Genomic DNA, 13980 nt, shown 5'->3' with positions numbered 1-13980 from the left:
GTCTATTTTCCTTGCTGCCACGATTTGACCGCGCTTGCGGCAGTCTCTCTTGCGAGATGGTCCATATTCAACACATCCTCAAGGGTGGTCGCGTCAATTTGAAGGCTGTTTTGGCGCGAAAGTTGGGAAAGCGTGGTTTCCACCACCTCAGCCATGCCCAAAAACGACAGCTCCTCCGCGATGAAACCGTCCAATGCAATCTCCTTGGCCGCGTTAAACGCCGCCCCCGAAAGCCCGCGCATCGCCATCACATCGCGCGCAAGCCGCAGCGCCGGAAAGCGCGCGGGATCGGGCGCCTCAAAATCCAGCGAGGCAAGCTGGGCCAGATCCAGCCGCTCCACCGGCACATCGCCCCTATTTGGCCAATGTAGCGCAAAACCGATGGCGTGGCGCATATCGGCAGGGCCAAGATGCGCCATAATGCCACCGTCACAAAAGCCGACCATCGCATGGATGATGGATTGCGGATGGGTGATCACCTCTATCTGGTCGGGATCAAAACCGAAAAACTCACGCGTTTCAATAAGTTCCAGCGCCTTGTTAAACATCGACGCGCTGTCGATAGAGATCCTTTGCCCCATCGACCAATTGGGATGTTTTACCGCCTGCGCAGGCGTGATGCTTTGCATCTGCTCCAGCGTAAAGCTGCGGAACGGGCCGCCCGAGGCGGTGATGATCACGCGCTCTACGGCCGATTTATCCTCACCCACCAAGGCCTGAAAAACGGCGGAATGTTCACTGTCGACCGGCAGTAATGTCGCCCCGTACCGTGCCGCCGTGGCTAGCAACAAGGGGCCTGCCGTCACAAGGCTTTCTTTATTCGCCAGCGCCAGCGTGCCACCATGACGCAGCGCACGCAGGCCCGGAACCAGCCCCGCCGCCCCCACAATCGCCGACATCACCCAATCTGCCGGCCGGTCGGCCGCCTCGGCAATCGCCGCTGCCCCTGCCGCACATTCAATGCCACTGCCCGCAAGGGCATCACGCAGCGCGGGCAGGCATTCCTCATGCGCGGTAACGGCGACCTCGGCACGCAATGCGCGGGCCATCTCGGCCAGACGTGGGATATTGCGCGCGCCGGTCAGGGCCACGGTGCGGTAAGCCTCTGGCCCGCCGCCGCGCATGATCAGATCAAAAGTGCTTTCACCGATGGAACCGGTCGCGCCGAAAATGGAAATGGAGCGCAAAGGCCTATCCCCCGACCGGAAATGGCAAAGGCATCAGCAAGGACAACAGCATCACCAGCACCACCGCCCCCGTCATCGCATCGAAACGGTCCAGAAAACCGCCATGCCCGGGGATGAGGTCAGAGCTGTCCTTGACGCCTGTCCGCCGCTTGATCCAGCTTTCGGCAATATCGCCCATCTGCCCGGCAAATGAGACCAGCGCCGACAGCAAAATAATCCCGAAAGGCGCCATGCCAGATGCCCAGAACACCCCGCCCACCAATGCAGCGCCGACCCAGCCCGCAACCGTGCCGGACCAGGTTTTCTTGGGGCTGATGGCTGGCCAGAACTTTGGCCCGCCCAGAACACGCCCCGCAAAATAGCCCATGACATCAGAGATCACGACCACAAGGACGATCCACACGATCGCCGCCATCCCCACCTCACTGCGCAGGGTGACAAGCCCGAATCCCGCAATCATCGTGCCCGCAGCCCACAAAGCCGCCAGCCCACGGTCGCGACGCTGGGTCAGCGCAAGGGCAAGCGCAGGGACCAAAAGCGCGCTTGCGCCAATCATCAACGGGGAGGCCAATGCAAATGCAAGACACAGCACCCCCAGCCCGGCAACCACAAGCGCGCTGCGATCATGTGGCGGCGCTTTTGCAAGGCGGGTCATGGAGCCTAGCTCCCACAACATCAGGCCGGTCAAGGCTGCCACCAGAACAGTAAAAACCATCCCGCCAAGCCAGATCCCGACAGCCGCGACCAAGATCATGACCACGGCCGAGATCAGGCGGGCGCGCAAGTCACCCCAGCGATTTTCCGAAGCGCTCATACCGGGGTCACCCCGCCGAAACGTCGCTCGCGGGTGCTGAAACGGTCAATGATCGCTCCCAACTCCTCGGGCGAGAAATCGGGCCAAAGTGTGGGGGTGAACTCATATTCGGCATAGGCCGACTGCCAGATCAGAAAATTGGAGGTGCGGGTTTCGCCCGAGGTGCGGATCACCAGATCGGGATCGGGAAGCGCACCTGTATCCAGCCGCGCAGCAAGAGCGGCCTCGGTCATATCACAAGCCTCCAGCCTGCCCTCGGCCACCTCGATTGCCAGCGCGCGAGTGGCCCGCATAATCTCGTCACGACCGCCATAGTTGATCGCAACCGTCAGGTTGAGCCGCGAGAACCCTGCCGTCCGCGCCTCGATCCCCGACATCAGCCGTTGCAGCTTGGGGTCCAGCCGGGAACGGTCACCGATAAAGCGCAACCGCACGCCCTCTCTGGCCATGCGGTCCGCCTCGCGCTGGATATAGCGCGCGAAAATCGCCATGATCCCGATGACTTCTTCGGTAGAGCGTTTCCAGTTTTCAGTCGAAAACGCATAGACCGTCAGCCATTTAATCCCCAGATCAGGGGCCGCCGCCACAATCTGCTTGACACGCTCGGCCCCTTTGCGATGGCCGACAAGACGCGGCCAGCCACGATTGGTGGCCCAGCGACCGTTGCCATCCATAATGATGGCAACATGTTCTACCGGTCGGTTCTTTGCGATGTTTGGTGTGATTGACACAGGGAGACTGCCCTTTCTCGGTCGCAAAAAGACAAGATCAGACCTGCATGATTTCCTGTTGCTTGGTTTCAAGCGACATATCGATGGCTGCGATTGCCTTGTCGGTCAGCTCTTGCACCGCGGTTTCCCAGAACTTCTGATCATCCTCCGAAAGCCCGTCAGCCTTGGCCTTCTTCACCTGATCCATACCGTCGCGGCGAATGTTGCGGACGGCAACCTTGGCCTGTTCGGCATATTGACCGGCGACTTTGGTAAGCTCGCGGCGGCGCTCTTCGTTCAGCTCGGGGATCGGCAGCATGATAATGGTGCCGTTCAGCTGCGGGTTGATGCCAAGGCCGGATTCGCGGATCGCTTTTTCCACCTTGCCGACAAGCCCCTTGTCCCAGACATTCACCGTGACCATACGCGGCTCTGGCACGTTGACAGTCGCCACTTGGTTAAGCGGGGTCAGCGCGCCGTAAGCATCAACCATGATCGGATCAACCATAGAGGCAGAGCCGCGCCCGGTGCGCAGCGATGCAAATTCTGCGCGCAGGGCCGTTTGCGCCCCGTCCATCCGGCGTTCCAGATCATCGGTGTCGAGCATGAAATCGTCTGACATAGGGTCCCTCGGGCAGCTTTCTTGTTCCAGTTCCGATGGGTTTTAATCCACGGGCGCGCCGTTGTATAGTCGCAGCAGGCCAGCGGGCGGCTACGAGGGCGATTTAAGCAACACTGCCCCGGACTTGGGCTTTTTGGCGCATAGATATCAACGCCCAGATGTAAAGTGGATACGTTTTTGGTGAGACAATAATATTGTATTCCCGTAAAAAGCGTCTAATCTTTTAACCATAAATTAAAATGCCGCGAATTTGGGTGCATGTCTTCATTTCGATAAGCGCCATAGGCACAGGGCATCCCCTAGACGATTTTTTACACAAGGGCCTAACCCTATGCAGCGATTGAATGTTCCGGACATCTCCTCCTTGTCCATTATGGAAACCCTTGCCGCGCCCATATGGATATTCGACATTGACCAGCACGCGATCTGGTGGGGGAATGCGGCGGCTTTGGCCTTTTGGAAGGTCGATAGCCTTGACGCCCTAAGGGCGCGGGATTTCTCTTCGGATAGTGAAACCGTCCGTCAGCGCGTGCAACAGATAGCACATGATCCGCATATGAACCGTGATGAGCAGGAAACCTGGATTCTGTATCCTGACAACACGCCGGTCGCGGCTTTGGTCAAGCTACAGCCTGTTACATTTGGCCAAGGCCGTCTTGGCCTATTGGCTGAAATCACCAATAAACGGGGCGCGGATTTTGATATCCATACAGCAAGGATCGCGGAAACCATCCGCTATTCGGGCGTTATCCTAAGCATGTTTTCGCTTTCCGGCCGGTTGATTGCCCAAAATCCCGAAGCGTTTGAGTGTTACGGCGCGGCGCAGGGCAGCAGCGGCGACCTTGCCACGAGATTCGGCGATAAGGATTTGGCGCAGGCCTTGTTGCAATCGGTTAGCCAGTCCTCGGTCTTTAGCGCGGAGCTTACGGTTCCCGGCATCACGCCCGAACGCACGCATTATATCAAGGCGCATCGGGGGCGTGATCCGGCAACCGGCGCATTTGTTGCCGTCATCAGCGAGAGTGACATCTCTGATCTGGTCCGGCTTCGCCGTGAACTGTCAGATCTGAACATGAATCTGGTGCAACGGGTGCTTGAGCGCAGCGAAGCCTTGCGTGTCAGCGAAGAGCGCTTTGCACTGGCCATGCGGGGGGCAAATGACGGCCTTTGGGATCGTGATTTCGGGACAGGGGAAACCTATGTCTCGCCCAGATGTTACGAGATGCTTGGAATGGACCCCGAGCACGACACGCTTGATGCCGATGTCTATCTTGCGTCGATCCATCCCGAAGACCGTGCCCTCGTGCAGGCCACCTTTGTGGACCCCGGATCACCCGCAAACACAGTGCGCGAGGCGGAATTTCGGGCACGTCATAAAGACGGCCACTGGGTCGACCTGCTGGAGCGGGCCTTTGTGGTGGTCCGCGATGGCAAGCCCGTGCGTATGGTCGGCACCAGCATCGATATATCCGAACGCAAACACCATGAACGCAAGATGAAGCGGCTTACGGAAATTCTGGTAGAGGGCGGCGAAGCTCTGCCGCTGGGGGTTGCCTTTTATGATCCCGACTTCAGGCTGGTCATGCACAACCAGCTCTATGCCGATTTGCAGCAGCACGGCGGCCCCACCCTGGAGCGCGGCATCCATTTTCGCGAGATTTTGGAAGGCTCTGTCAAGGATATCGCCAAAAGCAAGGGTTACGACAACCCGAAAAGCTATATCGATGACCGCCTGGAATCGGCCCGCATCGCCCCACAAAGCTGGACCCATGAACAGGCCAACGGGCGCATTATCATTGCAACCGAAATTCCCACCAGCGGCAATGGCGTCATCTCCCTATTCGAGGACGTCAGCCAAAAATGGGCCCAGCAGAAACAGCTTCATCAAGCACAGAAAATGGAGGCCATTGGTCAGCTCACCGGTGGTGTGGCGCATGACTTCAACAATCTTCTGGCCGTCATAATGGGCAATCTTGAGCTGCTCCAGGTCGAGATCGACACTCAACTTCCCGGTGTAAACACCAAAGAAACCGATCTTTTGATCGAGGCGGCCTTGGCATCTGTCAAACATGGTTCGGAATTGACCAGCAATATGCTGGCCTATGCCCGTAAGGCGCGGCTACAGCCTGTGATGCTTGATATCAACAAGGCGATCAGCGAGACAGAGCGCTGGATGCGGCGGACCATCGCCTCCAACATCCAGATTGAAACAGTTTTTCAAGGCGGGGTCTGGCCGATTCTGGTCGATCAAAGCTCGCTTCAAAGCGCCTTGATCAACCTGATCCTGAACGCGCGGGATGCGATGGAGGGCGGCGGCAGGCTGACGATCGAGACCGCAAATCTGCGCATCGACGAAAGTTACCTCGACACGCGATCAGAAACCATTCCGCCGGGGCGCTATGTCATGGTTGCCATCAGCGATACCGGGCCCGGGATTTCGCCGGAACTGATCGGACAAATCTTTGACCCGTTTTTCTCGACCAAAGAGGTCGGCAAAGGTACAGGGCTTGGCCTGTCGATGGTTGAGGGTTTTGTCAAACAATCCGGCGGAATGATCCGCGTCTATTCCGAACCCGGCAGCGGCACCAGTTTCAAGATGTTCTTCAGCGCGCGGGCACAGCCCACGACGCCGGCAGAAAAGACCCCAACCTCACAAACCCGGTTAAAGACGGCCCCCGATTCCCGGGACCACATTCTGATTGCCGAAGACCAGCCCGAGGTCATGGATGTACTCAAGAAGAACCTTGCCAGCGCGGGATATAATGTGACGACCGCCGCAAATGGCGATACTGCATTTGAGGTTTTCCAATCCGATCCCGGTATCGATCTGGTCTTGACCGACATCGTGATGCCGGGGCGGTTGCAAGGCCCGGCTCTTGCCAAGGCCTGTCGTGAGCTTCGCCCTGAAATCCCGTTCATTTTTCTCTCAGGCTATGCGTCTGAGGCCACGGTTCACGGTAACGGCCTGCGCCCCGAGGATGTCCGGCTTATGAAACCAGTTTCACGAGTTGCCCTTCTGCAAGCTGTCGAAAACTGTCTGAAGCTGGCCAGGCGCGACGGGTAGAGACTTCTCCCTACGCTTGACAGGCAAAGACTTTACGCGAACGTCACAATCGTTGGAGACTTTTCATCCACGAGCTTTTGTTTTGACTTGTCCCAATTTCAGACCGCTCATTTGATCGCATTTAGGCTTCATTGGCAGCGGCGACCATATGGCTGTCTGCTGCTCCGCGCAGAGTTTCAAGCCTGTGCTGCGCCCTTGATTCGGCCCCACATGGGCGTTATTGCATAAGTCGGGCCTGAGGCGTGACGACCCCTTTCCCCGGTGGCATCATACCATTCGGGCGGTCTTGGCAGTGCCAAGTGTGTTGAAGCGGTTGATGAGTGTGACGCGGATCGGGATAATTGCGGGGGCATGGCGGTCGATGATTGCTATGTTGCAGCCGCGGGCGTCATAGTCACCGTCCGCTGTCACAGTGCCGACCTCCTCACCTTCAGGGATCTGCTCGAGCAACTCCGGCAAGACCGGGCTGTTACCACTGCTGGGGATGAATTCCACGGCGCGGATGTCCGAAGTGGTCGTGTCCATGGCCAGCTGCAGCTTGCGCAGCCTCTCACGGTATGCAGGAAAACCGTTGCCGGGCAACGATTGGCGTCGGCCCCGAACGCCATGCTTGCGCGCTCGCCACGCGCCATCACCGAGAAATTGATGCCGGTGCTGTCCACGAACAGGTTCATCGGCCCGTCGGCGCAGGGATACGATATTTGGACGGCCAGCGCCTTCTGCCTTCGGCACAGGGTCATATAGTCGGGCACGGCCCAATCCAGGTTTGCCTACTTCAATAGGCTGGTCCCCATCCCGGTCGTTTGCCTGAGCGACAGCTTGAACAGAACCTCGATCGTCATGCAGCGCGAGCCAGATTAGCCATGATCCCCTCTTGCGAAGCGCCGCAGTGTAAAAGGACCAGTTCATGGTGCGGTATCGGGCGGGGTGATGGTTTGCTCATGCGACCCGCCTAACCGATTGGATTCATGATGTGAATCCCGCAACGTCAGAGTTGTGCAGAAACGCTCAGCACATGTGAAAGAGCACAGGCGGTCGCGATATAAATGCGTTGATCTGCCGCTCACCCAAGAAAAGCGTCAACCGGATGTCGCACAATCGCTGCCAACCTCGCTCGCCCGCATGCTGCATTTCAGCCTTGCCAAGCAAATAACCAACAAGCACGGCAACAAGATTATCCATTACGCACGGCTGCGTTCAATATATCAACGCGTCACCCTCGCTTTATTACATGACCATTCCGCCAGAAATAGCCGGTGAAGCGGACGGACAAAAACTGGCACTTATTTAAACCTCAGAGCATGGAGTGTCAGAATAAAGTGTATTATAACAATAAGATATTTACAGTTTTGACTGCTTTTTCAATCCATCTGTCCCGCCATTGTGAGCAGAAAATTTTCGGAAAAGCCCGGGTTGGGCACGGTTCGCCGAGAGCTGGACAGCAGCAAGCTCATTTCAGACAAAGGATGGAGGCCCAAGGAACATCGCGCGGCTGATTGACCAGAAGACGCTCCCTCGTCATATAGAATTAACTAGTCTTCCGGTATTCATCCAGAACAATCTGGAAGCACCAACCAATCGCCTAAATTGGAATTTGTTCTATAAATATTAACCAAACTACTTATGCAGAATCGCGAATTGGACATGATCGGACCCTTTCCAAACGTCTAAGGTTGTGCTAATTTAGTTCAAATCGTGTTCATGTTGAGCATGATCGATTGCCAAATGTTGGCGTCTTAAGAGGAGACAGTTTTATGAATACTAAGTTTTTCGGAGCATCGGTCACTGCTGCAATGCTTCTGACTGCCGCACCGGCTCTTGCTGCAACTATCATGTTTGACGACTTCAGCCAAGACCAGACCGTGGTGTCCGTGGCCTACCCTGGTGCAACCGATTCAAGCACAATCGCTTTCACAGCACCTTTCGGTTCGGGTATCGGTACGCGTACCCTGACTGTTGAAAACGTCACCAACAACGGTAACGCTGTTTCGGCAACAACATTGGAAGCACAAGGCGGAGAGCTGTCTTTCTCCAACAATGACCGTGCAACCGGCACAGGTACACTGACCTACACTTCGGTCGGCGATATCTCGCACGGTCCAAACCCTTACATGTTGTTCCGTCTTGGCTCGCTCGGTTTTGACCATGTCGCCAACTTTACTGCTACTGCGACCGATACACTGGGCAACGTAAGCAGCTACTTCGAAGTTCTGGTGGCTGGTGTTGACCCAAAGCTGTACCTCTCGGCTTTCTCCGGCGTTGCTGACTTCAACAGTATTGCTACCCTGTCGTTCGAAATCGACTCCAGCAATGTATTTGGTGTTGGTGCGGTTGATCGGGTTGATGGGTCCATCACTTCGATCGAATTGAGCCCAGTTCCATTGCCAGCATCTGGTTTGCTGCTGTTTGGTGCTCTTGGTGGTGCTGCAGCAATGCGCCGTCGTAAGGCCCGTAAGGCAGCCTGATTGGCGGTATCGTTCGAAATATATTTTAGGGTTTTGAACGTTAGATAAAAAAGAACAGCCCGGATGCTCGACGCATCCGGGCTGTTTCATTTTCAGACGAATAAATTTTCGAAAGTTGGGGGCTTAGGCCCCCAATTCCGACAAAACCGAGGGATGATCGGCCGTGCGCTTGGCAGCTACGTGACCTGCGAATTTTTCAATATCTTCATCGCTGATATGGCGACCGTACCATTGCGTTGCAGCGGGTGCAAACCCATGCATGTCAGCCAAAAGAGAAAGACGGTCTGCATCTGACAGCGAGAGGCGTGAGCCTATGCTGTAATCACGATCTTCTCGCGCCAATGCCAGAAGCATGGTTTCACCCAAACACCCCCAGCACAGATTTTTGGGCAAGGTTTGGAACGCACCAAGATCCACTTCAAACGGAGGTTGGATAAGGCCACCATCAAATACAAGCGTCGCTTGATCAAAAATCGTGGCATCAGCTACATTCGGCGGCCGTGCTATATCACAAACCAATGTGCCTGGGGACAATGTCAACGGATCAATCAAAGACTTCTCCGAGCTGGTCGCAACCAGAACGATGTCAGCATCCAAAAGCGCCGTTTCGAGAGAAGACGTAAAATCGATAGGCGGCAGTTGCCCCAGTGCTTTGAACCCTGCAGAGAAGCGGTTCGCGATTCCTTTGCGATCCTTTTTCAGCCCGAGCCGATTTACGATTCGCTTCACCCTAGCAACGGCTTCACCCGTTATCAGGCCTGTGTCATCCGGCAGATTCATAAGCAATTCATAAGTCTCATCCGCCACATTTGACATTAGCTTGGGGGTAAAAGGATTAGCTTCGTTGCCAACAAGTGTCACACGCCCCACGCGTCGGGCAAGCATCATAGATGCCAAGCGACCAATTGCACCGGCCGCACCCATCACGACAACATGAGCGTCTTCAAGCGGCAGCCCAGCACGGGACGCCACATTCTCAATCCCCTTAACAGCCGAGATTGTGGTCAATGTATTACCGCTGGTAATCCGCCCCCCGCGTCCAGTAGCCGTTTCGCCTCCCCGTGTTACAATGGACGTGAATGCACCGAGCCCTACGCGGGTCAATCCTTCGCTTACAGCAAGGTCAACGGCACTTTTGATCATGCCCGTCGCGTCATGGCGGCCAGATCCACGCATATCAGATGGCAACATCGGCACTGACATAATCCAGCCTTCGGCAGTTGCACCTGTCTTTGAGGTAACCTTTGGCATACGGCGGGCAAATCCCGGACCTAATTGCTTAATCCAGGCGCACCAATTTGCGAATTCTTGATCGCTGAACTTTCGGAACGATGAATCGGAGCGGTAAACATCCTCCTCTTCCGTATAGTGAACCAAAAAGCCGAAACTGCCTGTCTGCGGCAATTCCGATGGCTGGGGTGTGGCTGTATCCTTCGCAACGCTATCAGTTGCCATTCTCTCACCGATCGGCTGAGCAACCAGATGGCGAACCAACGCATAATAGTCGCGCGCAGCTATGATCGCACAAACTGCATCTAGCGCCTCAACTGCACGGTCGATCTCGGCACGCCCCACAATCAAAGTCGGTTGTAAGCGCATCACGTGGGTTTCGTTGAATAGCGGCGCAGTCAAAAGCCCTTGTACGTTAAACAGGTAGGAACTGATCAACGGGATCACACCACCATTGATACTTGAAAAAGCCATCGTCGCGGAATCGGTGCGGTCATCGAAACGATGGAATTCCAACCCCAGCATATAGCCCCGCCCGCGTACTTCCTTAATGACATCGGGGTAACGCCCCTGCAATGTTTCCAGCTGTTCGCGCAGGTATTTCCCATTTGTCGCGACTTGCCGGATAAGGGCCTGATCATCCTTCAGCAACATGTCGAGCGTCGCATTGGCAACGCGGCATGCAAGGTTGTTATTCGCAAAGGTTGAGCTGTGCCGCTGGCCAAACCTATCATCCCAAGCAGACGGACGCACGATACAGGCGCCGATCGGCATCATCCCACCACCAAGGGCCTTGGCAAGCAGCAGCATATCGGGCACTTCAACAGTGGTGGAGCAGGCAAAAAGCTCTCCGGTCCGGCCCAGGCCTGTTTGAATCTCATCCAGGATAAAAAGCACACCGTGGCTACGACAAATCGTAATGGCAGCATCAATATAATCTTGTGGTGGGCAAATAACACCGCCCTCCCCTTGTATCGGTTCAACGATAAAGGCCGCGATATTGTCACCAGCCGTCTCAAGCCGTGTTTTTAATGCGTCAAGGTCACCGTAAGGGACATAGTCAAAGCCCGGAGCTGGGGCTAAAAACCCTTCTTGATACAGGGGCTTGCCAGTAGCGGACAATGCCCCGAGCGTCTTGCCGTGAAAACCGTTCAGGGTCGACAGAATCCCCGACCGACCAGTGCGCAGACGTGCCAATTTGATGGCTGCCTCCACGGTTTCAGCGCCGCTATTGGCAAAAGTTGTGATCGCCAGGTCGCCGGGCGTTATCTCTGCCAATCTCTCAGCCAAACGCTCTGCCTCTACCGCCAGCAATGGCTGCACCAGTGAAGGTAATTGCTCGGCCCGTGCAGAATCCAGCGCATCCCATAAAGTTGTCGGATTGTGACCAAAGGGCAATGCACCGTATTGCGACAGAAAATCGAGGTACGGTCGCCCATCCTCATCCAAAAGAGTGAATCCCGAGCCACTGACGATCTTTGCATCAAGTGCAAACATCTTTAGTAAAGAAGCACGTGCTGGATTCAAAGCTGACATGTCAAACTCCATTTTCTCATTTTGGATAAAGCTGTTCGCTGTAGAGGGGAGCAGTTTTGGTTGCGTGAATTTTCATCATAAAGACACTTGTGTGAATATTTCGTTACTTTGGTCGGTAACATATGTTGAGGTCTCACTCATTTTAGTGGCTTTAAGCCAGTGAGGTTTTCTGAGGTTCCGTAGCGTAAAGTAAATATGGTCAGACGCCGGTCCCTTTTTGATAGAATAGTTAACAGACCGCAACCTAGAGGGTCAGATGATCGATAGGCGGGCAACAATTCGCCTGTATGGCGCAAAACCCATCCACTACTCCGCCGAAATTATAAGCAAATACAAAGCAAGCAGAAGGTTGGAGACCGCCTCTTTTTGGCCTCTTGCGAATCCATCACCCCAAAGTCGCAGCGCTAAATCTGTGCGAATTTTTAGGGTACCCGAGATGCAATGCCTCGTTAGGGCTAAATTCGTGCAGCATCCGAGGCGCAGTCATCCGACACAAGCTTGTGCATGACATTCAGGCATCACGGAAAGCCCTGATAAACCCTTGGTTGCAGAACATGCCGATGAAATGCTCGGTGCTTTACGTCAAGCTGCTATCTCTTGTTGTTGTGGGATGAAAGGCTTCATGTCCACGCGCGCACCTTCAAAAGTGCAAAATGTGCCCGCCGGTACCAACTGCCAATCTTTCTCATCCGTTTCCAGTGGCTCCGACACGACGGCACGCCCTTGATGCGTCTTGGACCAACGATGGTAGAGCGTAGGTGCCTTGTCATCCGTTGCATAGCGCACCGCATAGAGCCTGCGCCCATCGGAAAATGCGACCGTCATGCGAATATGCGGCGCAGTGCCGCGTGCCCTGCTCAAGGCCTCAAACCGTGCAGTTGCACGCTCCAATGCCGCGCAGGGATCATGGTCAAGCCCCTCCGATAGCGCGACCAAAAACAGCGCCTCACTGTCCGTCGCACCGCGCCTGTCGGCGTAATATTCATCAGGGATCATCATATCCCCGCAGCGGCGGAAATGCTCAAACCCGCCGACCTGCCCATTGTGCATGAAGGACCAGTTCCGAAAGGCAAACGGATGGCAGTTGTTGCGGCTGGTCGCCGTTCCGGTAGAGGCCCGTACATGGCTTAGGAACAATCTGGACCGTACCTGCTGGACAATGCTTTTCAGATTGCAATCCGACCACGCGGGCGAGACGTCACGGAACAGCCCCGGCTCCTCACGCTCATCATACCATGCAAGGCCAAATCCGTCAGCGTTGATCGCCGACTTGCACTCAGTCGCGCATTGACTTTGGTGGATCAATGAATGGCGAGGGCGACTGACCACCTCCTCCAGAAAAATCGGTTTGCCAATATAGGCTGCCCAACGGCACATAAATACCCCATTGTCCGGTGCTCTTGGTCACCAGACTTTTATCCTACCTGCCATATAGCAAAGAAATCGTTTAAACAGGAGCGCAAAGTCCCGCGCTACTCAGCTTCTTCGACCACCATTAAGTCGCGAGTGCTGGCCCCTTTGGCATGCGCGAGGGCGGCCTGATACTCTGCGGAGTTATAGCAAGCGACCCCCGCCTCAAGGCTTGGAAAGCGAGCAACGACATTGCGCGGGCGATCGTTACCCTCCAATTGCACATAGCGTCCGGCGCGCGCCAGAAACACACCACCATGGGCCGCGATCGCAGGGCCCGCAAGGGCTGCATATTTCCCGTAGGCTTCCGGATCGGTAACATCTACATGGGCAATCCACAAAGCTGTCGGCATTTTATTTCCCCTCCAAAATGGTTTCAATCGCGGCAATCGCGGCATCTGCACCGTCGATATCAACGCCCCCTGCCTGCGCCATATCCGCGCGCCCGCCGCCGCCTTTGCCACCAAGGGCAGCCGCTGCCGCCTTGACCAGATCAACAGCCGAGAGTCTGTCGGTCAAGTCTGTCGTCACACCGGCCGCAACCGCAGGCTTGCTACCGGTATCGGCAATCAGTACGACCGCGCCCGAGCCAATCCGTGCTTTCATCTGGCTGAGGCCCATGGCGCGACAGAATTTCTGGGCTATGACACCGAAACCGCCGAAGGGCAGATTTTGGCGCTGGTTGCTGAAGGGGCCGCGCAGGCCAAAAGCATCAAGGGCCAATCGGTGCAAATCATCCTGAACCAGACGCCGTTCTATGCGGAATCGGGCGGTCAGGTCGGGGATGAGGGTGTCTTGCGTACGACCACAGGTGCGGCCCGGATCACCGATACCAAAAAGAGCCAGGGCCTGTTCATCCATATGGCCGAGGTCACCGAAGGCGAGATTGCCAATGGCCAAGGTGCGACACTGGCAGTAGATCACAAGCGCCGCGCTGCCATT

Annotated in this window: 10 protein-coding genes and 3 pseudogenes; 3 read left to right on the top strand and 10 right to left on the bottom strand. The window is 55.8% G+C overall.

Annotated elements, in window-relative coordinates; all coding sequences use genetic code 11:
- Positions 1-2: 2 nt before the first annotated feature.
- The 4 genes from dxr to frr are packed head-to-tail and all read right to left on the bottom strand — an operon-like array spanning position 3 to position 3333.
- Positions 3-1187, bottom strand: a complete 1185-nt coding sequence (gene dxr / locus AKU94_RS15645; RefSeq protein WP_050528209.1) for a 1-deoxy-D-xylulose-5-phosphate reductoisomerase — start codon at positions 1185-1187, stop codon at positions 3-5.
- A gap of 4 nt (positions 1188-1191) precedes the next feature.
- Positions 1192-2001 carry a phosphatidate cytidylyltransferase gene (locus AKU94_RS15640; RefSeq protein ID WP_050528208.1) on the bottom strand — a complete coding sequence of 270 codons (810 nt, stop codon included), beginning with the start codon at positions 1999-2001 and terminating at the stop codon, positions 1192-1194.
- Positions 1998-2732 (bottom strand): polyprenyl diphosphate synthase, encoded by a 735-nt coding sequence (gene uppS / locus AKU94_RS15635; RefSeq protein WP_050528207.1) that lies wholly within the window; start codon positions 2730-2732, stop codon positions 1998-2000. The genes AKU94_RS15640 and uppS overlap by 4 nt, the downstream gene beginning before the upstream one ends.
- Before the next feature lie 37 nt (positions 2733-2769).
- On the bottom strand, positions 2770-3333 hold the full coding sequence (gene frr, locus AKU94_RS15630; protein WP_050528206.1) for a ribosome recycling factor: 564 nt from the start codon (positions 3331-3333) through the stop codon (positions 2770-2772).
- Positions 3334-3664: 331 nt separating this feature from the next.
- Here frr and AKU94_RS15625 point away from each other — a divergent pair, with 331 nt between their 5' ends.
- Positions 3665-6397 (top strand): ATP-binding protein, encoded by a 2733-nt coding sequence (locus tag AKU94_RS15625; protein WP_050528205.1) that lies wholly within the window; start codon positions 3665-3667, stop codon positions 6395-6397.
- Between the two features lie 327 nt (positions 6398-6724).
- Here AKU94_RS15625 and AKU94_RS15620 read toward each other — a convergent pair.
- A pseudogene (locus tag AKU94_RS15620) lies at positions 6725-7340 on the bottom strand (transposase); the annotation flags it as partial.
- A 65-nt stretch (positions 7341-7405) separates the two neighbouring features.
- A complete protein-coding gene (locus AKU94_RS19790; RefSeq protein ID WP_157056573.1) occupies positions 7406-7579 on the bottom strand; it encodes a hypothetical protein in 174 nt (57 codons plus the stop codon).
- Between the two features lie 572 nt (positions 7580-8151).
- On the opposite strand from AKU94_RS19790, the gene AKU94_RS15615 reads away from it, so the two are divergent.
- Positions 8152-8862 (top strand): VPLPA-CTERM sorting domain-containing protein, encoded by a 711-nt coding sequence (locus AKU94_RS15615; protein WP_083445092.1) that lies wholly within the window; start codon positions 8152-8154, stop codon positions 8860-8862.
- A gap of 123 nt (positions 8863-8985) precedes the next feature.
- Here AKU94_RS15615 and AKU94_RS15610 read toward each other — a convergent pair whose 3' ends face one another.
- From AKU94_RS15610 to AKU94_RS20500, 4 genes and pseudogenes are all read right to left on the bottom strand, one after another.
- Entirely contained in the window at positions 8986-11628 is a 2643-nt protein-coding gene (locus tag AKU94_RS15610; RefSeq protein ID WP_198144927.1) for an aminotransferase class III-fold pyridoxal phosphate-dependent enzyme, read from the bottom strand.
- Positions 11629-12210: 582 nt separating this feature from the next.
- Entirely contained in the window at positions 12211-13005 is a 795-nt protein-coding gene (locus tag AKU94_RS15605) for a class II glutamine amidotransferase (RefSeq protein ID WP_050528201.1), read from the bottom strand.
- Between the two features lie 95 nt (positions 13006-13100).
- Complete coding sequence (locus AKU94_RS15600; protein WP_050528200.1) at positions 13101-13391, bottom strand: DUF1330 domain-containing protein; 291 nt, start codon at positions 13389-13391, stop codon at positions 13101-13103.
- A gap of 1 nt (position 13392) precedes the next feature.
- Positions 13393-13641, bottom strand: a pseudogene (locus AKU94_RS20500) (DHHA1 domain-containing protein); the annotation flags it as partial.
- Between AKU94_RS20500 and AKU94_RS20495 the strand changes: the two are divergent.
- A pseudogene (locus tag AKU94_RS20495) lies at positions 13639-13980 on the top strand (alanine--tRNA ligase-related protein); the annotation flags it as partial. The pseudogenes AKU94_RS20500 and AKU94_RS20495 overlap by 3 nt on opposite strands.

The organism is Pseudorhodobacter aquimaris (assembly GCF_001202025.1).
In the GTDB taxonomy this organism is placed as follows: Bacteria; Pseudomonadota; Alphaproteobacteria; order Rhodobacterales; family Rhodobacteraceae; genus Pseudorhodobacter; species Pseudorhodobacter aquimaris.
This window is presented reverse-complemented; position numbering and strand designations above follow the sequence as displayed.